At 72.1% G+C, this 18,878-nt stretch carries 17 protein-coding genes; 6 read left to right on the top strand and 11 right to left on the bottom strand.

The genetic code is table 11. The features are described 5' to 3' along the window. Positions 1–136: 136 nt before the first annotated feature. From ABZ842_RS25240 to ABZ842_RS25215, 6 genes are all read right to left on the bottom strand, one after another. Positions 137–1,003 (bottom strand): shikimate dehydrogenase, encoded by an 867-nt coding sequence (locus ABZ842_RS25240; protein WP_361540844.1) that lies wholly within the window; start codon positions 1,001–1,003, stop codon positions 137–139. Further along, positions 1,000–2,742: an endolytic transglycosylase MltG gene (gene mltG, locus ABZ842_RS25235; protein WP_361540841.1), complete on the bottom strand. Its 1,743-nt coding sequence runs from the start codon at positions 2,740–2,742 to the stop codon at positions 1,000–1,002. Before mltG ends, ABZ842_RS25240 begins: the two co-directional genes overlap by 4 nt. Positions 2,743–2,845: 103 nt before the next feature. Further along, a complete protein-coding gene (gene ruvX, locus ABZ842_RS25230) occupies positions 2,846–3,310 on the bottom strand; it encodes a Holliday junction resolvase RuvX (protein WP_361540838.1) in 465 nt (154 codons plus the stop codon). Further along, complete coding sequence (alaS, locus tag ABZ842_RS25225) at positions 3,307–5,976, bottom strand: alanine--tRNA ligase (RefSeq protein WP_361540835.1); 2,670 nt, start codon at positions 5,974–5,976, stop codon at positions 3,307–3,309. The genes ruvX and alaS overlap by 4 nt, the downstream gene beginning before the upstream one ends. Next, entirely contained in the window at positions 5,976–6,350 is a 375-nt protein-coding gene (locus ABZ842_RS25220) for a DUF6167 family protein (protein WP_361540832.1), read from the bottom strand. The genes alaS and ABZ842_RS25220 overlap by 1 nt, the downstream gene beginning before the upstream one ends. Before the next feature lie 7 nt (positions 6,351–6,357). Then, on the bottom strand, positions 6,358–6,810 hold the full coding sequence (locus ABZ842_RS25215) for a DUF948 domain-containing protein (RefSeq protein WP_361540829.1): 453 nt from the start codon (positions 6,808–6,810) through the stop codon (positions 6,358–6,360). Positions 6,811–7,054: 244 nt separating this feature from the next. Here ABZ842_RS25215 and ABZ842_RS25210 point away from each other — a divergent pair, with 244 nt between their 5' ends. Continuing rightward, on the top strand, positions 7,055–9,247 hold the full coding sequence (locus ABZ842_RS25210) for a regulator (RefSeq protein WP_361540826.1): 2,193 nt from the start codon (positions 7,055–7,057) through the stop codon (positions 9,245–9,247). Positions 9,248–9,293: 46 nt separating this feature from the next. Here ABZ842_RS25210 and rpsD read toward each other — a convergent pair whose 3' ends face one another. Then, complete coding sequence (gene rpsD / locus ABZ842_RS25205) at positions 9,294–9,908, bottom strand: 30S ribosomal protein S4 (protein WP_361540823.1); 615 nt, start codon at positions 9,906–9,908, stop codon at positions 9,294–9,296. Positions 9,909–10,099: 191 nt separating this feature from the next. Here rpsD and ABZ842_RS25200 point away from each other — a divergent pair, with 191 nt between their 5' ends. Continuing rightward, positions 10,100–10,813, top strand: coding sequence for a DUF2470 domain-containing protein (locus ABZ842_RS25200; RefSeq protein WP_361540820.1), 714 nt, complete (start codon positions 10,100–10,102; stop codon positions 10,811–10,813). Positions 10,814–10,880: 67 nt separating this feature from the next. On the opposite strand, the gene ABZ842_RS25195 is transcribed toward ABZ842_RS25200, so the two are convergent. Then, positions 10,881–12,230, bottom strand: a complete 1,350-nt coding sequence (locus ABZ842_RS25195; RefSeq protein ID WP_361540817.1) for a replication-associated recombination protein A — start codon at positions 12,228–12,230, stop codon at positions 10,881–10,883. 86 nt (positions 12,231–12,316) lie between these two features. Then, positions 12,317–12,955, bottom strand: coding sequence for a vitamin K epoxide reductase family protein (locus tag ABZ842_RS25190; protein ID WP_361540814.1), 639 nt, complete (start codon positions 12,953–12,955; stop codon positions 12,317–12,319). A gap of 177 nt (positions 12,956–13,132) precedes the next feature. Here ABZ842_RS25190 and ABZ842_RS25185 point away from each other — a divergent pair, with 177 nt between their 5' ends. From ABZ842_RS25185 to ABZ842_RS25170, 4 genes are read left to right on the top strand one after another with little or no spacing between them, the layout of a single operon-like run. After that, entirely contained in the window at positions 13,133–14,020 is an 888-nt protein-coding gene (locus ABZ842_RS25185) for an ABC transporter ATP-binding protein (RefSeq protein ID WP_361540811.1), read from the top strand. Positions 14,021–14,049: 29 nt separating this feature from the next. Next, positions 14,050–14,880, top strand: a complete 831-nt coding sequence (locus ABZ842_RS25180; RefSeq protein ID WP_361541105.1) for an ABC transporter permease — start codon at positions 14,050–14,052, stop codon at positions 14,878–14,880. Next, positions 14,838–16,094 carry a sensor histidine kinase gene (locus ABZ842_RS25175; protein ID WP_361540808.1) on the top strand — a complete coding sequence of 419 codons (1,257 nt, stop codon included), beginning with the start codon at positions 14,838–14,840 and terminating at the stop codon, positions 16,092–16,094. The genes ABZ842_RS25180 and ABZ842_RS25175 overlap by 43 nt, the downstream gene beginning before the upstream one ends. Next, positions 16,091–16,711, top strand: a complete 621-nt coding sequence (locus tag ABZ842_RS25170) for a response regulator transcription factor (RefSeq protein WP_361540805.1) — start codon at positions 16,091–16,093, stop codon at positions 16,709–16,711. Before ABZ842_RS25175 ends, ABZ842_RS25170 begins: the two co-directional genes overlap by 4 nt. Before the next feature lie 49 nt (positions 16,712–16,760). Here ABZ842_RS25170 and hisS read toward each other — a convergent pair whose 3' ends face one another. Together hisS and ABZ842_RS25160 are read right to left on the bottom strand one after the other, a co-directional pair. Continuing rightward, positions 16,761–18,023: a histidine--tRNA ligase gene (gene hisS, locus ABZ842_RS25165; RefSeq protein ID WP_361540802.1), complete on the bottom strand. Its 1,263-nt coding sequence runs from the start codon at positions 18,021–18,023 to the stop codon at positions 16,761–16,763. A gap of 14 nt (positions 18,024–18,037) precedes the next feature. Further along, positions 18,038–18,745, bottom strand: a complete 708-nt coding sequence (locus ABZ842_RS25160; RefSeq protein ID WP_361540799.1) for an MBL fold metallo-hydrolase — start codon at positions 18,743–18,745, stop codon at positions 18,038–18,040. Positions 18,746–18,878: the final 133 nt, after the last annotated feature.

The raw sequence follows: 18,878 nt of genomic DNA, 5'->3' as shown, positions 1-18,878 counted from the left end.
CGGTGTGCTCCTCCTGCTCGCGCCTGGACTGCTGGCGCGACCGGGTGCGCGGCCCTGGCCCGCCTGCCCCGATCCTCCCACGTCCGGGGGGCTCCCCCGTGCCCGGTCCAGCAGTCGGACGTCCCCCGCGGCGGGTTCAGCGCTCGTGGAGTGCGGCCTCGCCCGCCTTGCGCATGGCTTCCAGCGGGGCGGGGACGCACCCGGTCATGCGTTCCACCTGGAGGACGGCCTGGTGGACGAGGAGGTCGAGGCCGCCGAGCACCGCCCCGCCGTGCGCGGCCCAGGCCGCGGCGAGCGGGGTGGGCCAGGGCTCGTACAGCACGTCGAAGAGGGTGCCCGGGCGGGCCGGTACGTCGACGACGAGCGGGTCCGTGGTGCCGGCCGGGGTGGTGGCGATGACCAGCGGCTCGATCAGCGCGCCCGCGGCCCGCTCCCACGGCTCGGTGCGCACCTCCACGCCCAGCCGCTCGCCCCAGCCGCGCATCTCCTCGGCGCGGGCCGCGCTGCGGACGTACGCGGTGACCGGTCCGCTGCACAGGTGGGCGAGGGCGGCGACGGCGGACGAGGCGGTGGCGCCGGCGCCGAGGACGGCGGCCGACTCGACGCCGGTGACGCCCCGCTCCCGCAGGGCGGCGAGCAGACCGGGAATGTCGGTGTTGTCGCCGTGGAGGCGGCCGTCGTCGGTGCGGACGACGGTGTTGACCGCCTCCACCGCGGCTGCGGTGGGGCTGACCTCGTCGAGCAGCGGGATGACGGCGCGCTTCAACGGCATGGTGAGCGAGCAGCCGGCCCAGCTGTCGTCCAGGCCGGCGAGGAAGCCCGGCAGGGCCGCCTCGTCCACCTCGAACTGGTCGTACGTCCAGTCCGCGAGGCCCAGGTGGGCGTAGGCGGCGCGGTGCAGCACGGGTGACAGGGAGTGGGCGATCGGCGATCCGAGGACCGCCGCGCGCCGCTTCGCCGTCGCGTGCGGATCGCTCGCGTGCGGGGTGTTCGTCGTGCTCACTGACCGGCTTTCTGCTTTTCGAGGTACTCCCGGCGGTGTGCCTCGTGCTCCTCGTGGGTCTCGGAGAACCGGGTGTCGTCCTCGTCGACCGAGACGAAGTAGTACCAGTCGCCGTCCGCGGGCTTGAGCGCGGAGTTGAACGCGGCCATGCCGGGGTTGCCGATCGGGCCGGGCGGCAGTCCCTTGATCCGGTACGTGTTGTACGGGTCGGGGTACTGGCGGACCTTGTCGACGCTGCCGATGTCGAGCCTGCTCTGCCCCTTGAAGTAGTTGACGGTCGAGTCGAACTCCAGCCGGCCCCCGGTCTGGGTGTTGTCGGGCTGGAGGCGGTTGTAGACGACCCGGGCGACCTTGTCGAAGTCGTCCTTGTACTTGCCCTCGGCCTGGACGAGGCTCGCGATGGTGAGGATCTCCATCGGCGACTTGAGACCGAGGCGCTGGGCCTCCTTCTCCAGGTCCGCCTTCTCGAACTCCTCCTTGGCGCGGCCGACCATCTTCTTCAACACGGCCTCGGGCTTCATGCCCTTGGCGACCGGGTAGGCCGCCGGGAAGAGGAAGCCCTCCAGCGGGTCCTTGATGTCGCCGCCCTTGCCCGCCCACGCGGGCAGGCCGAGGTTGTTCACCTGGTCCTTGGCCACCTGCTGGGTGGTCCCGAGCTTCAGCTCCAGCCGCTTGTCGATGTCGGCGTAGATCTGGGAGTTCCGCTTGCCCTCGGGGATGATCAGGTTGTTGCTGCTCTTGGGGTCGAGCATCAGCTTGACGGCGTTGGCGCCCGACATCTCCTTGGCGAGGACGTACACCCCGGCCTGGATGGTCTTGGCGCGGGGGTTGCTGTCGGCCGCGGCGACGAAGGCGCCGGAGCTCTTGACGACGCCGTGCTTCTTAAGGATCGAGCCGATCTCCGCGAGTCCCGCGTCCTTGGGGACCTCGACCACGACGGAGCCGCTGCCCGCGCCCGCGTAGTCCGGTGCGGCGCCGAACTGGCCCTGCCAGAACTGGTAGCCGAAGTACGACACGCCGCCGACTCCGGTGACCAGCACCAGGGACACCACCAGGCAGGCGCAGCCGTTGCGGCTCTTCTTCTTGCCCTTGCCGCGGCGCTCGCCGCCGCCGGCGCCGCCGCCGCCGCGGCGGGCCGCACGACCGGTGACCTCGCCGTCGCGTCTACCGCCGTCGCGTCTGCCCTCGTCGTCCGCGTCGTCATCGGTGCCGTCGCCGAAGAAGGGGTGCCGCTCCTCGTCGGGAGCTTCGGCGTCCCAGGGGGCGGCCTTCGCCTCGGGTTCGGCGCTGCGCCGGGCGGGGGGCTCGGGCGGGGGGTACGCGTCGGGGGTGGCGTAGTAGTCGGCCTCGGGCTGGCCCTGGTAGCCGGGCGCCTGGCCGGCGTAGGCGTCGGCGGGGTTGGCCCCGTAGGTCTCGGGCCCGTACCCGACGGCCGGCTGCTGGCCGTCCCACCCGCCGCCGTAGGTCTGGTGACCGGGGTGCTGCTGCCCGCCGCCGTACGGCGCCTGCTGCTGGTGCTGTTGGGCGTACTGCTGCTGGTACGGGTCCTGGCCGCCGTACGCCTGCTCCGGGTGCTGACCGTGCTGGCCGTGCTGGGGCTGGGGGTACTGCTGCTGAGGCTGTCCGCCGTAGGGGTCGTGACCGGAGCCGGCCTGCTGGCCGTGCCATCCCTGGTCGCCGTAGAGAGGGTCATCGGGATGCCACGGTTCGGAGCCGGGGCCCCGGCCATAATCAGTCATCGATCCCCTAGCCGCGAGTCGGGCGGATTACCGTCCCGCTGTCGTTTCGGTGAGGCAGTTGTTCGAGCACCGCCGCACGGCGCGGAACGTTACCGTATCGCGATCAGACAATCCCTTCGACGCTCTCACCAGGGGGTGCGCCTGACGCCCGTTCGGACTCCAGAGCGTTCTGGAGGATCAACACAGCGGCAGCCTGGTCGATGACAGATCGGCCCTTTTTGGACGTCACGCCCGCGGCCCGCAGCCCCTGGGTGGCCGATACTGTGGTCATCCTCTCGTCGAGCAGTCGCACCGGCACCGGCGCGATGCCGCGGGCGAGTTCCCGGGCGAAGGTGCGCACCTTGTTGGCCGCCGGGCCCTCCCGCCCGCTGAGCGAGCGGGGCAGCCCGACCACGACCTCGATCGGCTCGTACTCCTCGACCAGGGCCCGCAGCCGCCGGTGGGCGGCCGGGACGTCGCGTCCCGGCACGGTCTCCACCGGCGTGGCGAGGATCCCGTCGGGGTCGCACGAGGCGACCCCGATCCGGGCGTCCCCGACGTCGACCGCGAGCCGGCGTCCGCGTCTCACGAGGTCTCGGCCACCAGACGCTCGACGGCGGCGACGGCCTCGTCGACGGCCGTCGGGTCCTGGCCGCCGCCCTGGGCCACGTCCGGCTTGCCGCCGCCCCCGCCACCGAGGGTCTTGGCGGCGGTACGGACCAGGTCACCGGCCTTCAGCCCGCGCTCGCGCGCGGCCTCGTTGGTGGCGATCACGGTCAGCGGGCGGCCGTTCGCCACGGTGAACAGGGCCACCACGGCGGGCCGGTCGCCCGGAATGCGCCCGCGCACGTCCAGCACCAGCTTGCGCAGGTCGTCGGCGGAGGTGCCGTCCGGGACCTGCCCGGTCACCAGGGCGGTGCCGCGGACGTCCTTGGCGCCATCGGCGAGCCCGGCGGCGGCGGCGAGCACCTTCTCCGCACGGAACTTCTCGATCTCCTTCTCGGCGTCCTTCAGCTTGGCGAGCATGCCGGAGATCTTCTCGGGCAGCTCCTCGGGACGGCCCTTGACCAGCTCCTGGAGCTGGGCGACGACCGTGTGCTCCCGGGCGAGGAAGTTGTACGCGTCGACGCCGACGAGGGCTTCGATGCGGCGCACGCCGGAGCCGATGGAGGACTCGCCGAGCAGCTTCACCAGACCGAGCTGGGCGGTGTTGTGGACGTGGGTGCCGCCGCACAGCTCCTTGGAGAAGTCGCCGATGGTGACGACCCGCACGCGCTCGCCGTACTTCTCGCCGAACTCGGCGATGGCGCCCGCCTTCTTGGCCTCGTCCAGGCTCATGACCTCGGCCTGGACGTCCAGCTCGCGGGAGAGGACTTCGTTGATCCGCTGCTCCACGTCGGTCAGGACGGTGCCGGGGACGGCGGCGGGCGAGCCGAAGTCGAACCGGAAGCGGCCCGGGGAGTTCTCCGAACCGGCCTGGGCGGCGGTGGGGCCGAGCGCATCGCGCAGGGCCTGGTGGGTGAGGTGGGTGGCGCTGTGGGCGCGGGCGATGGCGCGCCGGCGCTTGACGTCGATGGCGGCGTACGCCGAAGCGCCCACGGTCACCTCGCCGACCTGCACGGACCCCTTGTGCACGGAGACGCCGGGCACGGGCTGCTGGACGTCGCGGACCTCGATCACGGCGCCGGAGTCGAGCCGGATGCGGCCCTGGTCGGCGAGCTGGCCGCCGCCCTCGGCGTAGAACGGGGTGCGGTCGAGGACGACCTCGACCTCGTCGCCCTCCACGGCCGCGGGCGAGGGCACTCCGTCGACGAGCAGACCGACGACGGTGGACTCGCCCTCGGTGGCGAAGTAGCCGGTGAAGTCGGTGGAGCCGGCCGTGTCGGCGACCTCGCGGTAGGCGGACAGGTCGGCGTGGCCGGTCTTCTTGGCCCGGGCGTCGGCCTTGGCGCGGTCCCGCTGCTCCTTCATGAGCCGGCGGAAGCCGTCCTCGTCCACCCTGAGGCCCTGCTCGGCGGCCATCTCCAGGGTGAGGTCGATCGGGAAGCCCCAGGTGTCGTGGAGCAGGAACGCCTTGTCCCCGGACAGCACGGTGGAGCCGGCCTGCTTGGCCTCGCTGACGGCGCCGTCGAGGACGTTGGTGCCGGCGTTCAGCGTCTTGAGGAAGCGGGCCTCCTCGGCGAGGGCGACGGCCTCGATGCGGGTGCGCTCGGTGATCAGCTCCGGGTACTGCTCGCCCATGGTGCGGATCACGACGTCGGCCAGTTCGGCGACGACGGGGCCGGTGGCGCCGAGCAGTCGCATGTTGCGGATGGCGCGGCGCATGATGCGGCGCAGGACGTAGCCGCGGCCTTCGTTGCCGGGGGTGACGCCGTCGCCGATCAGCATGACCGAGGTGCGGATGTGGTCGGCGACCACGCGCAGGGCGACGTCGGAGTCGTGCTCGGCGCCGTAGCGCACGCCGGTGAGCTCGGTGGCCTTGTCCATGACGACGCGGAGCGTGTCCGTCTCGTACATGTTGTGCACGCCCTGGAGGACCATGGCGAGCCGTTCGAGGCCGAGACCGGTGTCGATGTTCTTCGAGGGCAGCTCACCGAGGATCGGGAAGTCCTCCTTGCCCTCGCCCGGCCCCCGCTCGTACTGCATGAAGACGAGGTTCCAGAGCTCGACGTAGCGCTCGTCGTTGACGGCGGGGCCGCCCTCTTCGCCGAACTCCGGGCCGCGGTCGTAGTTGATCTCGGAGCAGGGGCCGCAGGGTCCGGGCACGCCCATGGACCAGAAGTTCGGCCCCATGCCCAGGCGCTGGATGCGCTCGGCGGGCACGCCGATGACGTCGCGCCAGATCTGCTCGGCCTCGTCGTCCTGCTCGTAGACGGTGATCCACAGGCGCTCGGGGTCGAGGCCGTAGCCGCCCTGGTCCTGGGAGGAGGTCAGCAGCTCCCAGGCGAGCTTGATGGCGCCTTCCTTGAAGTAGTCGCCGAAGGAGAAGTTGCCGCACATCTGGAAGAACGTGCCGTGCCGGGTGGTCTTGCCGACCTCTTCGATGTCCGGGGTGCGGACGCACTTCTGCACGCTGGTGACGCGCGGGGCCGGCGGCCTGGTCTCGCCGAGGAAGTACGGCTTGAACGGCACCATGCCCGCGTTGATCAGCAGCAGAGTCGGGTCGTCCGCGATGAGCGACGCCGAAGGCACGACGGTGTGCCCGCGCTCCTCGAAGAAGCTCAGCCAGCGGCGGCGGATTTCAGCCGACTCCATCAGTGGTCCTCATTCCGGTTGTGCGAGTGGTGGGCGTGGTACGGGTGGCGGGCGGAGCTCCGGCCGGGGTGCTGCTCGGGGAGGTCCGCCGCGGGCGGGCGGCCGATCGCGGGCCGCGCCCGCTGGGCGGGCAGCTCGGGGTCGACCGGGGCGTGCACGCCCAGTGCTTCGCCCAACTCCTCCTCGCGCTGGATCATTCCGGCGCGGACGTCGAGGGCGAAGTCCTTGAGCCGGTGCCCCGTCTCGATCGCCTTGTTCGCGGCCTGCGCCGCGATGCTCTCGGGCGTGAGCTGCTGGATCTTTCGGTTCACCTTGGTGGTGGCCCAGACGCCGGCCGCGGCACCCGCGGCGAACCAGAACGTACGACGGAACATTCCTGCCTCAGCCCTTCCTGCCCCAGCGACCGCGTCCGCCCCGGGCGGCCGGCACGGTCCGGGAGACGACCACGGTGCGCGGCTCGGACCGGCGGCGCGGGGGCGGCGCCTCGTCGCCCTTGCGACTCATCGCCCTGCGTACGCCGTAGCCGAAGGCGGCCACCTTGACCAGCGGACCGCCGAAGGTGGACGCGACCGTGGTGGAGAGCGCGGAGGCGTTGGAGGTGACCTCCTGGACGTCGGTCGCGATCGCGTCGACCCGGTCGAGCTGGGTCTGCGCGGAGCGGACCGTCGCCGAGGCGTCGGTCAGCAGCGGGACCGCCCGCTCCGTCACCTCCGCCACGAGCCGGGTGGTCGCCCTGAGCGTCTGGGCCAGCCTCACCAGCACCACGGCGAGGAAGGAGACCAGGATCGCCCAGAAGACGGCCACCAGGATCCCGGCAACCTCACCACCGGTCACACTGCACCGCTTCCTGTGTCTGTCCGCGCGTCCGGCAGGGAACCCTGCGGTCCGCTGCGGCTCCTGTGCGTACTTCGGGATTTTCGGGATTCTCGGGATCTTCGGGGGCGCAGCACGCCTCGAAATCGTCCTTAGACCCTATCGCGATCGGGGTGGCGCCCCATACCGCATTCCCCCCGGCCCGCAACAGCACCCGTCCACCGGATTGTACGGACCGCATACGCGCGGGTACGCTCCGTGTTCCATGCGGCGCTCCCCTTGTGACGGCCCCTTCCCGTTCCCCCCGGACGACCGGTCCCAGGGCTCCGATCCCGCTTCGGTGCGGGCCTTCGTCGGCGCCCCTCCTCCCCTGCCCGGGCCCGGGTTCCTCCCCCTTCCGCTGAACCGTTTCTTCGGTCGGGTCACCGAGTTGGCCGAGCTGCCCCGCATGCTGGCGGACTCCCGGCTGGTCACGCTCTCGGGGGCGGCGGGCGTCGGCAAGTCACGGCTCGCGCTGGAGTGCGCCGGCGCTCTGCAGAATCGGTACGCCAATGGTGCGCACCTGGTCGAGCTGGCGACCGTGCGCGATCCCGACCTGGTGGAGCACGCCCTGGCCGAGGCGCTCGGCATCACCGACCAGACGCCCCGCCCCGCCCGCGCTGTCCTGCTCGACCACCTGTCCCGGCGCCGGCTGCTGCTCGTCCTCGACGGCTACGAGCACATCGTGGACGCCTGCGCGGAGGTCGTGGCCGACCTGCTGCGGCACGCGCCCGGGCTCACCGTGCTCGCCGCCGGCCGCCGGCCGCTGCGGCTGGCGAGCGAGGCGGTGTTGCCGCTGGACCCGCTGCCGGTGGAGGACGCCGTGCTGCTGTTCGCCGACCGGGCGGCGCGGGTGCTCCCCGGCTTCCGGCTGTCCGACGGGCACGAGGACTCCGTACGGGAGCTGTGCCGGCGCCTGGACGGCATCCCGCTCGCGTTGGAGCTCGCCGCCGGGCGCCTCCCGGTCCTCTCGGTGAACGACATCGTCGCCCGCCTCGACGACCGGTTCCGGCTGCTGACCGGCGGGACCCGGGGCGCACTGCCGCGCCACCGCACCTTGCGCACCGCGGTGGGCTGGAGCCACGAGCTGTGCACGCTCCGGGAGCGGCTGCTGTGGGCCCGGCTGTCGGTCTTCGCCGGGCCGTTCGACCTGGAGGCGGTCGAGTACGTGTGCAGCGGCACCGACCTGCCAGCCGACGCCGTGCTGGACGTCGTCGGCGAACTGCTCGCCCAGTCCGTGCTGACCCGCGAGGAGACCCCCGCGGGGGTGCGCTACCGGATGCTCGACACCCTGCGCGCGTACGGGCACGAGTGGCTGGCCGCCCTCGGCGACGTCCACCGGGTGCGCCGGCGGCACCGCGACTGGTACGTGGGGCTCGCGACCTTCTGCGAGCTGGACTGGTTCAGCCCGCGCCAGGCGGAGGTCGCCGCCCTCGCGGAAGTAGCGCTGCCGAATCTGCGGGCGGCACTGGAGCTGTGCCTGGAGAGCGACGAGGAGATGCACCTGGGCCAGTACCTCGCGGGCACGCTCTGGTTCTACTGGGTCGGCTGCGGGCGCCTCGCCGAAGGCCGGCACTGGCTGCAGGGCGCACTCGCCGGGGACGGCGCGCACCAGGACTCCCGGCTCAAGGCGCTGTGGGTGCTCGGTTACGTGGCGACCCTCCAGGGGGACGCGGCGGCGGGCGCCGGCGCGCTCCACGAGTGCCGTGAGGAGGCCGCCGCGGCGGGCAGCGCGCGGGCCACGGCGTACGCGGTCCACCGCACGGGCTGTCTGGCGCTGCTCTCCGGGGAGCTCGTCCGCGCCGAGGACCTGTTGCGGGGAGCGCTCGCGTCCTACCGGGAGCTCGGCGAGCTCAACAGCCAGGTGCTGATGGGACAGGTCGAGCTGGCGATGTCGCTGGCCTTCCAGGACCGGCTCGCGGAGGCGGAGGAGCTGTGCGAGGAGGTCCGGGAGGTCTGCGAGGAGCGCGGGGAGCTGTGGGCCCGGGCGTACGCGCTGTACGTCCTCGCGTACGCGGCCTGGACGCGCGGCGAGACCGCTGCCGCCCGGGGGCTGCTGGTGACGGCTCTGGGCGCGAGCCACCGCTTCCACGACCTGGTGGGGCTGGTGCTGGCGCTGGAGCTGCTGGCGCTCGTCACGGTCGACGAGGGCGACGCGGCGGAGGCCGCGGTGCTCCAGGGTGCGGCGACGCCGGTGTGGGACGCGGTGGGGCTGCCGCTCTTCGGCTCGCGCCACTTCGGCGCACCGCGGGCGCTGGCGCACGACCGGGCCCTGGCGGCGCTCGGGACGGACGGATACCGCCGCCACGCGCGCGAGGGCCGCGCGCTGCCGCTGGAGGCGGCGGTGCGCCGGGCCCTGGGAACGCAAGGGCCCGCCGGCTCCCCCGCCGAGGACGGCGGAGGGGAGGCGGCGGGCTGAGGCGCGCGGTCGCACCGGGTGCCCGGCCGGAGCCGGGCACGGTGGATCAGCGGGCGTAGTACTCGACGACCAGCTGCTCGTCGCAGATCACGGGGATCTCCTTGCGCTGCGGGTCGCGGTCCAGGCGGAACGCCAGGGCCTTCAGGTTGACCTGCAGGTAGCGCGGGGTCTCGCCGTCGGCCGCGAAGCCACCCTCACGGGCGACCTGGAACAGCGACTTCTCGCGGGAGCGCTGGCGGACCATCACGACGTCGTCGGGACGGACGCGGAAGGACGGCTTGTCGACCTTGCCGCCGTTGACCTCGATGTGGCCGTGGACGACCATCTGACGAGCCTGGTAGATGGTGCGGGCGATGCCCGAACGCAGGACCAGGGCGTCCAGCCGGCGCTCCAGCTCGACGACGAGCGCCTCGCCGGTCTTGCCCTCGGCCTTGCGGGCGCGGTCGTAGGCGCGGGCCATCTGGCGCTCGCTGATGTCGTACTGGGCGCGCAGGCGCTGCTTCTCCAGCAGACGGACCTTGTAGTCCGAGTTCTGCTTGCGACCACGGCCGTGCTCGCCCGGCGGGTACGGGCGGGCCTCGAAGTACTTGACGGCCTTCGGCGTCAGGGCGATGCCGAGGGCACGGGACTTCTTGACCTTGGGACGCGACTGGTTAGGCACGTTCTCCAGACCTCCGAAATAGGTTAGGTTAGGCTCACCTTACTCAAGGAGATCGCATGTCTCGCCCTGGGAACACCAAGCGCATCACGGACAGCACAAAAGAAGCCGACGCTGCTCAGAGGAGCGTCGAGGCGACGGAGGTCCGATCAGCTCATGGTCAGCCGCGTCCCAGCGGGCTTGATATCACTCGGATGCCGTCAGCAGCCGAGCGCACACGAACTCTCGTACAGAGTACATGCTCGGCCGTGCTGCTCGTCCCGGGCCTGGATGGCATCCCGCAGGAGCTCCTCGCCCCGCAGGCGCGCGTGGTGGGCTGCGACGGCGAGGTGTTCCTGCTCTTCCCCGCCGACTCCCCCGTGGTGCGCGCCGCCACGCACGCCCAGGACGACGAGCTGTCCGCGGTGCTGGAGGTCACGGACGTGGCGCCGGTCGCCGTGCCCCACCGCATCCGCGGTCGCGCCTGGGCCTCGGGCTGGCTCACCCGCGCCCCCGGGCTCGCCGAACCGGGCGGGATGATGCTCCGCCTCGAAGTGGGCGAGCTGTCCGTGGACGACCTGTGGGGCGCCTCCGCCGTGGACCCGGAGGACTTCGCCCGGGCCCTGCCCGACCCCCTCGTGGCCCATGAGACCGAGCTGCTCCAGCACCTGCACGCGGCGCACGGCCCGCAGGTGCAGGAGCTGTGCGCGCTGCTGGGCGAGCGGGCGCAGGACCCCTCGGGGGCGGCGGCCGAGCAGCGGGCGCGGGGGCTGCGCGCCGTGCCGCTCGCGCTCGACCGGTTCGGGCTGCGGGTGCGCTTCACCGGGGACCGGTGCTTCGACGCCCGCTTCGACTTCCCCGAGCCGGTGCGGGACGTGGTCGAGCTGCGCCGTGCGATGCACCTGCTCTTCGAGGCCGCCGCACACTGAGCGCCGCCGCACGCTTCGCCACCACACGCTTCGCCACCGCACGCCGAGCGCCGCCGCTCTGGGAGATTCAACTGCCGCGCAGCCGCTCCCGCACCCGCTCCACCACGTCCGCGTACCGCGCCTCGGCGCCGTAGCGCGTGGGTTCGTAGTACGTCTTGCCGTGGACGGCGTCGGGGGCGTACTGCTGGGCGGCGATGGCGCCGGGCACGTCGTGCGGATAGACGTAGCCCTGGGCGTGGCCGAGGGCCTTCGCGCCCTTGTAGTGGCCGTCGCGAAGATGCTGGGGCACCGGGCCGGCGAGTCCGGCGCGCACGTCGGCGAGGGCCGCGCCGATGGCCGTGGTCGCGGCGTTCGACTTCGGGGCGAGCGCGAGCGCGATGGTGGCGTGGCTCAGGGTCAGCGCCGCCTCCGGGAACCCGATCATGGCCACCGCCTGGGCGGCTGCGACCGCCGTGGGCAGCGCGGTGGGATCGGCGAGCCCGATGTCCTCGCTGGCGGAGATCATCAGCCGGCGCGCGATGAACCGGGGGTCCTCCCCCGCCTCGATCATGCGGGCCAGGTAGTGCAGGGCGGCGTCCACGTCCGAGCCGCGGATCGACTTGATCAGCGCACTGGCCACGTCGTAGTGCTGATCGCCGTCGCGGTCGTACTTCACCGCGGCGCGGTCGACGGTCTCCTCCACCGTCAGCAGGGAGATCTCCTGCTCGCCCTTGTCGAGCGCGGCGCCGGCCGCGGCCTCCAGGGCGGTCAGCGCCCGGCGCGCGTCGCCCCCGGCGATGCGCAGCAGATGCGCCTCGGCGTCCGCGCCGAGTCCGACGGAACCGGCCAGGCCCCGCTCCGCGGTGAGCGCGCGGCGCAGCAGGCCCTTCAGGTCGTCGTCGGTCAGCGGCTCCAGCGTCAGCAGCAGGGAGCGGGAGAGCAGCGGGGAGATCACGGAGAAGTAGGGGTTCTCGGTGGTCGCGGCGATCAGGGTGACCCAGCGGTTCTCCACGGCGGGGAGCAGGGAGTCCTGCTGGGCCTTGGAGAAGCGGTGGATCTCGTCGAGGAAGAGGACCGTCTCCTTGCCGAAGCCGCCGGCGGCCCGGCGGGCGCCCTCGATGACCGCCCGCACCTCCTTGACGCCCGCGGTGATCGCCGACAGCTCGGTGAAGCGCTTGTCGGTCGCCTGGGACACCACGTACGCCAGGGTCGTCTTGCCGATGCCCGGCGGGCCCCACAGGATCACGGACGACGCTCCGGCCGGGCCCTTCCCGCTCTCGCCGACGAGCCGGCGCAGCGGAGAGCCGGGCTTGAGCAGGTGCTGCTGGCCGACCACTTCGTCCAGGCTGCGCGGGCGCATCCGCACGGCCAGGGGGCTGCTGGACGGGTCCTTCTCCTGGCGTTCTTCGGCGGCGGCGGTAAAGAGGTCGGGCTCCACGCTCAGCAGCCTATGTCAGCCCACTGACAACGCGGTCGGCCCGGCCCCCGGGCGGGGGCCGGGCCGACGGTGCCGCGGGGTTCGGTTCAGCTGGTCCAGAAGTCCCACCAGCGGGTCAGGATCAGCATGCCGATGATCCCGATCCACAGCACCGGCGGCATCCAGTGGAACTCCATGAGGCCGCGCCGCAGCCCCTCGGGGACCTTGATGATCCGGTGCCGGACGTTGTGCACGGTGACGTAGCAGAACATAACGATGGTGGCGGCCCAGGCCAGCGAGCACCACAGGCAGAGCGAGCTGATGTTGTACAGCGACTGGTACATCAGCCACATGCAGAAGACGACGCCGAAGAGGCAGCCGGCGTTCAGGCCGAGCCAGTACCAGCGGCGGTAGCGGGCGCCGGCGAGCAGTCCGACGCCGATCGCGATCACCATGGAGTAGGCGACGAGGCCCAGCATCGGGTTCGGGAAGCCGAACACCGACGCCTGTTCGCTCTTCATGATGTTGCCGCAGGAGACCACCGGGTTCAGGCTGCAGCCCGGGGTGAACGAGGGGTCTTCGAGCAGCTTGTACTTGTCGAGCGTGATGACCCACGCGGCGAGCAGCCCCGCCGCACCCGTGATCACCAGGAGCCAGGCCAAGGGACGACTGCCGCCGATCGCAGTCGGGGTGTCGTCCGTCTGCTCGTCCGTGGTCACGTCGTCGCCCACCGTCGCTGTCGCCATATCGCTCTCGCCGTTCGTCCTCGCCGTTGGCCTGCTAGGGGGTGTCTTCAAAGTAGCGTCGTCCGCCCTTGGGCAGGGTCATTGTGCCGCACGGACCTGGGTGTCCATCGTTCGATGGACAAGGCGATGAACACACGGTCGTACCGGTTCCCACGCTCCGTGAGCAGGGTGGGGGTCATGAGAGAACTCGCGGTGAGCGTGACCGGACTCCACAAGCGCTACGGCGGCGTGACGGCGGTCGACGAGCTGGACCTGGGCATCCGTCGTGGTGAGGTGTTCGGGCTGCTGGGGCCGAACGGCGCCGGCAAGACGACCACGGTGGAGATCCTCCAGGGCCATCGCAGCAGGGACGGGGGCGAGGTCACGGTCCTCGGCTGCGACCCCGCGGCTGGAAATCGTCGTTGGCGGTCTCGAATTGGCGTCGTCTGGCAGGATGAATCGGCGCCCGCCGAGTTGACGGTACGGGAGACGGTGTCGCACTTCGCGCACTACTACCCCGCCCCGCGCGACCCCGCCGAGGTGATCGAGCTGGTGGGCCTCCAGCAGAAGGCGAACAGCCGCGTCGGGGCGCTCTCCGGCGGTCAGCGGCGCCGGTTGGACGTGGCACTCGGCGTGATCGGCCGCCCCGAACTGCTGCTCCTCGACGAGCCCACGACGGGCTTCGACCCCGCGGCCCGACGGCAGTTCTGGTCCCTGATCCGCATGCTGGCCGACGAGGGCACCACCATCGTGCTCACCACCCACTACCTCGACGAGGCCGAAGCGCTCGCCGACCGGATCGCGGTGATGTCCCGGGGCAGGGTCGTCGCCGAGGGCAACACCGTCCTCCTGCGCGAGCAGTACGGATCGCGGGCGCAGGTCTCCTGGACCGACCGGGACGGCACCACGCGCCACGAGCACACCACCACACCCGCCCGTACCGTCGTCGACCTCGTGCAGCGCCTGGGGGCCGAACCGCCCGGGCTCACGATCACCCGCCCCACCCTGGAGGACGTGTACCTCCGGCTCACCGAGCAGGACGACGCCGGCCGCCCCGCCGGCACGATCCCGGGCGGTGCGTCGTGAAGCGCACCCACTCCCGACACCCCGCATCCGTGCCGCCCGCCGCCCGCGGCGAAGCTCTCCCGCTGCCCGGCGCCTGGCGGCTGGGCCTGCTGCGCGGCTCCCTTGAGGTGCGGACCTTCTTCCGCCAGCGCGAACAGGCCGTCTTCACCTTCGCGTTCCCCATCGTGCTGCTGGTGCTCTTCGCGTCCGTCTTCGGTGACGACCAGAAGCCCGGCGGCGTCACCGCGGCCCAGCTGTACGTCCCGGCGATGATCGCCGCTGGCATCATGTCCACCAGCTTCCAGTCGCTCGGCGTCTCGATCGCCGTCGAGCGGGAGTCGAAGCAGCTCCGCCGGCTCCAGGGCACGCCGATGCCGCCGGCCGCGTACTTCTTCGGCAAGATCTGGCTGGTCCTGGTCACCGGCGTGCTGGAGACCGCGGCCCTGCTCGCCGTCGGCAGCCACCTCTACGACGTCGACCTCCCGTCGGGGGCGGGCGACTGGTTCACGTTCGGTTGGATCTTCGTCCTCGGGCTGACCTCGTGCACCCTGCTGGGCATTGCGATCAGCAGCGTCCCCAAGTCGGCGCAGAGTGCGTCCTCCGTCGTCACGCTGCCGTTCCAGGTCCTCCAGTTCATCTCCGGGGTGTATATCGTGATCACCAGCCTCTCCGACTGGATGCTGAACGTCGCGGCACTCTTCCCGTTGAAGTGGATGGTCCAGGGGCTGCGGGGGGTGTTCCTACCGGAGTCCGCCCGGGTGCTGGAGCGCGGCGGCTCCTCGGAGTTCGGGACCGTCGCACTGGTCCTGGGCGCGTGGTGCATCGGAGGACTGGTGCTGTGTCTGCTGACGTTCCGCTGGAAGAGCAACGACGGTCGATGACCCCCGGCGCCCGTGACGGCGCCGCTCACGTGTGGGAGCGCACCAGCCGCGCGTGGGACGTCTACTTCGCCGTGGTGTGGGTGACCGCCCTCGTCGTCACCCTCACCACGGCCGACCACTCCCCGGCTCAGCGACTGGTCGCGGCGGGGTTCTTGGCGCTGCTGATGCCGTGGTACCTGGTCTTCGGGCGGCCCCAGTTGGCGCGCCGGGAGGTCGACGAACGGCAGACGCGGATCTACGTCGTCGGGGCCGTCGCCCTCTACGTGCCGCCCGCGACGATGGTGGCCGACATCAAACTCGCCGTCTTCGCCCTGCTGCCGCAGTGCTTCATGCTGCTGCGGATGCGCGCGGCGCTGATGATCGCGACGCTGGTGACCGTGGTGCCGGTGGCGGCCTGGGCGGTGTGGAGCGGCCCGCCCGCGCGCACCCTGCTCTTCGGCTTCCTGTCGGCGGCCACCGCGCTCGCCTTCTCCGCCGTCTTCGGCCACTGGATCATGCAGGTCATCGACCAGAGCCGGGAGCGGGCGGAGCTGATCGCCGAGTTGGAGCGCCGGCGCGAGGAGTTGGCCCAGCTCTGCGCGGCCCACGGGGCGCTCAAAGAACGGGAGCGGATGTCCCGGGAGATCCACGACACCCTCGCCCAGGGCTTCACCAGCTTGCTGATGCTCGTCCAGGCCGTGGAGGGGGAACTCGACCGCGACCCCGAAGGGGCCCGGCGCCATCTGGGGCTGATGGCGCGGACCGCGCGCCAGAACCTCGCCGAAGCCCGGGCGCTGGTCGCCGGGGGCGCCCCGGCCGAGCTCGACGGCAGCTCCCTGCCCGACGCACTGCGCCGGCTCGCCGAGCGGCACACCGCGCCCGCCCGGGTGACGGTGACCGGCACCGGAGGCCCCCTGACGGCACCCCTGGAGCTGGTGGCGCTGCGCGCCTGTCAGGAGGCCCTGACCAACGCCGCCAAGCACGCCGGCGCCGACGCCGAGGTGGCCATCGACCTCGACCGCACGGACGACGAGCTACGGCTGCGCGTCCACGACACCGGTCGGGGCTTCGACACCACCGCACCCCCGGCGGGCTTCGGGCTCCAGGGCCTGCGCGCCCGGGCGGCCGAGGTCGGCGGCCGGGCCGAGGTGGACAGCGCACCAGGCCGGGGCACCACCGTCTCCGTCACCCTGCCGATTCCGCCGCCCCGCCGCCCCGAGGAGGGCCTTCGATGATCCGGATCCTGCTGGTCGACGACCACCCCGTGGTCCGCGAGGGGCTGCGCGGCATGCTCGGTTCGGAGCCCGACCTGGAAGTGGTCGGCGAGGCGTCCAGCGGCCCGCAGGCCGAAGCGCTGAGCGCCCGGTTGCGGCCCGACATCGTCCTGATGGACCTGCGGATGCCGGGCGGCTCGGGCGTCGAGTCGATCAGCCGGATGCGGTCGGCCGGGCTGCCCTGCCGGGTCATCGTCCTCACCACGTACGAGGCGGACTCCGACATCCTGCGCGCAGTCGCCGCGGGCGCCGCCGGCTATCTGCTCAAGGACCTCGCCCGCGACGAGCTCGCCGGGGCGATCCGGGCCGCCGCGCGCGGCGAGACCGTCCTCGCGCCCTCGGTCGCCACCCGGCTCGTGGACCGGCTCCGGGACCGACCCGAGCGCCCCCATCTGTCGGAGCGGGAGACGGCGGTGCTGCGGCTGGTGGCGGAGGGGCACACGAACGCGGAGATCGGCCGACGGCTGTACATCGGCGAGTCCACGGTGAAGACGCATCTGCTGCGGATCTTCGGGAAGTTGGAGGTGGACGACCGTACGGCGGCGGTGACCCGGGCGATGCGCTGGGAACTGCTGTGACGCGGGCCCGCGGAACGAGGCGTCACCTCGTCCCGCGGGCCCCGCGCCCTCACGCCAGCTTGCGCCGGACCGCCTCGGCCACGTCCGACAGCGGCACCGGGTTCTGCTCCCCGGACTCCATGTCCTTCAGCTGGACGTGGCCCTCCGCCAGATCGCGCTCACCGGCGACGATCGCGTACCGGGCCCCGCTGCGGTTGGCCGCCTTCATGGCGCCCTTCAGCCCCCGGCCGCCGTACGCGAAGTCCGCGGCGACGCCTTCCTTACGCAGCCGGGTGACCACGCCGAACAGCACCCGCCGGGCCTCCTCGCCGAGCGGGACCGCGTACACGCTGGTGGCCGGCGGCACATCGAGCGCGACGCCCTCCGCCTGGAGCGCCAGCACCGTGCGGTCGACCCCGAGGGCCCAGCCCACGGACGGCAGCGCGGGGCCGCCGATCATCTCCGACAGGCCGTCGTACCGCCCGCCGCCGCCGACCGCGGACTGCGAGCCGAGGCCGTCGTGGACGAACTCGAAGGTGGTGCGGGTGTAGTAGTCCAGACCGCGCACGAGGCGGTCGTCGTCCTCGAAGGAGACGCCCTCCTCCAGGAGCAGCTCCCTGACCTCCTTGTGGTACGCCAGGCAGCTCTCGCACAGGTGGTCGCGGAGCACCGGCGCGTCCACGAGCTGCTTGCGCACCTCGGGTCGCTTGTCGTCGAGGACCCGCAGCGGGTTGATGTCGATCCGGCGCCGGGTCTCCTCGTCGAGGTCGAGGCCGAGCAGGAAGGCCACCAGCGCCTCGCGGTAGCGGGGCCGGCACTCCTGGTCGCCCAGCGAGTTCAGCAGGATCCGGAAATCGCGCAGCCCCAGCGAGCGGTACGCCTGGTCCGCCAGGATGATCAGCTCGGCGTCCAGCGCCGGGTCCTCGGCGCCGATGGCCTCGGCGCCGACCTGCGAGAAGTGGCGGTAGCGGCCGGCCTGAGGGCGCTCGTAGCGGTAGTACGAGCCGGAGTACCAGAGCTTCACCGGCAGCGAGCCCTGCTTGTGCAGATTGGCTTCCAGCGCGGCGCGCAGCACGGAGGCGGTGCCCTCGGGGCGCAGCGCGAGGTGGCTGCCGCCCTTGGTGGTGAGGGTGTACATCTCCTTGGTGACGATGTCGGTGGACTCGCCCACCCCGCGGGCGAAGAGTTCGACGTCCTCGAATCCGGGGGTTTCGACGTAGCCGTAGCCGGAGTTCCGCAGCGGCGCGGCCAGCGCCTCCCGGACCGCGAGGAAGGTCGCGGAGTCGGGCGGCAGCAGGTCGTAGGTGCCCTTGGGGGCCTTGAAGGTACTCACGAAAGCCTCTTCGTTCACATTCCTCGTCGGGGAGCGTCCGTGCTCCCGAGGCCGGTCGCCACCGCCCGCAGATAGGGGTTGGTGGTGCGTTCGCGGCCGATGGTCGTCTGGGGACCGTGTCCCGACAGGACCACGGTCGAGTCGTCGAGCGGCAGGCACACGCGTGCCAGCGATTCGAGCAGCTCGCCCTGGTCGCCCCCGGGCAGGTCGGTGCGTCCGACGGAGCCGGCGAAGATCAGGTCGCCCGAGAAGAGGACCGGCGGTACGTCACCGGTCTCGGGCGTCCCGAACGTCACCGACCCCTTGGTATGGCCGGGGGCGTGGGAGACGGTCAGCTCCAGACCTGCGAGGTCGAGCTTCGCGCCGTCGGTCAACTCGTGCACGTCGGACGGTTCGCCGACGGTGAGCTCGCCCATGAGCCGGGCCCCGAAGGAGCGTCCGAGCGCCTTCTCCGGGTCGCTCATCATGTACCGGTCGGACGGGTGGATCCAGGCGGGCACGTCGTGGGCGCCGCACACCGGGACGACCGAGGCCACGTGGTCGATGTGGCCGTGCGTGAGGACGACGGCGACCGGCTTGAGCCGGTGCTTGGCCACGGTCTCGGCGACGCCGTCGGCGGCCTGGTGACCTGGGTCGACGATCACGCACTCCTCGCCAGCGGCGGGGGCGACCAGATAGCAGTTGGTCCCCCAGGCCCCTGCGGGGAACCCGGCAATCAGCACGTTCGTCCTCATCGGGTCGGGGATGGGCCGTTGCGCAGACAAGCAACAGGTCAGAGCCTACCGGCCCTGCTGCTCGCACAGCCAACCCGTATACGGTACGGGCACGCGCGACGTTCCGACGCGTACGCACGTT

The sequence above is a fragment of the Streptomyces sp. NPDC047315 genome (genome assembly GCF_040643215.1).
GTDB lineage: Bacteria > Actinomycetota > Actinomycetes > Streptomycetales > Streptomycetaceae > Streptomyces.
Note: the sequence above shows the minus strand (reverse complement) of the source record. Positions and strands in the feature narration are given on the sequence as shown.

What these genes read in the sequence shown, in the direction of transcription:
- ABZ842_RS25170 (WP_361540805.1), top strand. Translation starts at nt 16,091, where the DNA reads ATGATCCGGATCCTGCTGGTCGACGACCACCCCGTGGTCCGCGAGGGG.
- ABZ842_RS25185 (WP_361540811.1), top strand. Translation starts at nt 13,133, where the DNA reads ATGAGAGAACTCGCGGTGAGCGTGACCGGACTCCACAAGCGCTACGGC.
- ABZ842_RS25190 (WP_361540814.1), bottom strand. Translation starts at nt 12,955, where the DNA reads ATGGCGACAGCGACGGTGGGCGACGACGTGACCACGGACGAGCAGACG.
- ABZ842_RS25220 (WP_361540832.1), bottom strand. Translation starts at nt 6,350, where the DNA reads ATGTTCCGTCGTACGTTCTGGTTCGCCGCGGGTGCCGCGGCCGGCGTC.
- ABZ842_RS25210 (WP_361540826.1), top strand. Translation starts at nt 7,055, where the DNA reads ATGCGGCGCTCCCCTTGTGACGGCCCCTTCCCGTTCCCCCCGGACGAC.
- ABZ842_RS25200 (WP_361540820.1), top strand. Translation starts at nt 10,100, where the DNA reads ATGCCGTCAGCAGCCGAGCGCACACGAACTCTCGTACAGAGTACATGC.
- alaS (WP_361540835.1), bottom strand. Translation starts at nt 5,976, where the DNA reads ATGGAGTCGGCTGAAATCCGCCGCCGCTGGCTGAGCTTCTTCGAGGAG.
- mltG (WP_361540841.1), bottom strand. Translation starts at nt 2,742, where the DNA reads ATGACTGATTATGGCCGGGGCCCCGGCTCCGAACCGTGGCATCCCGAT.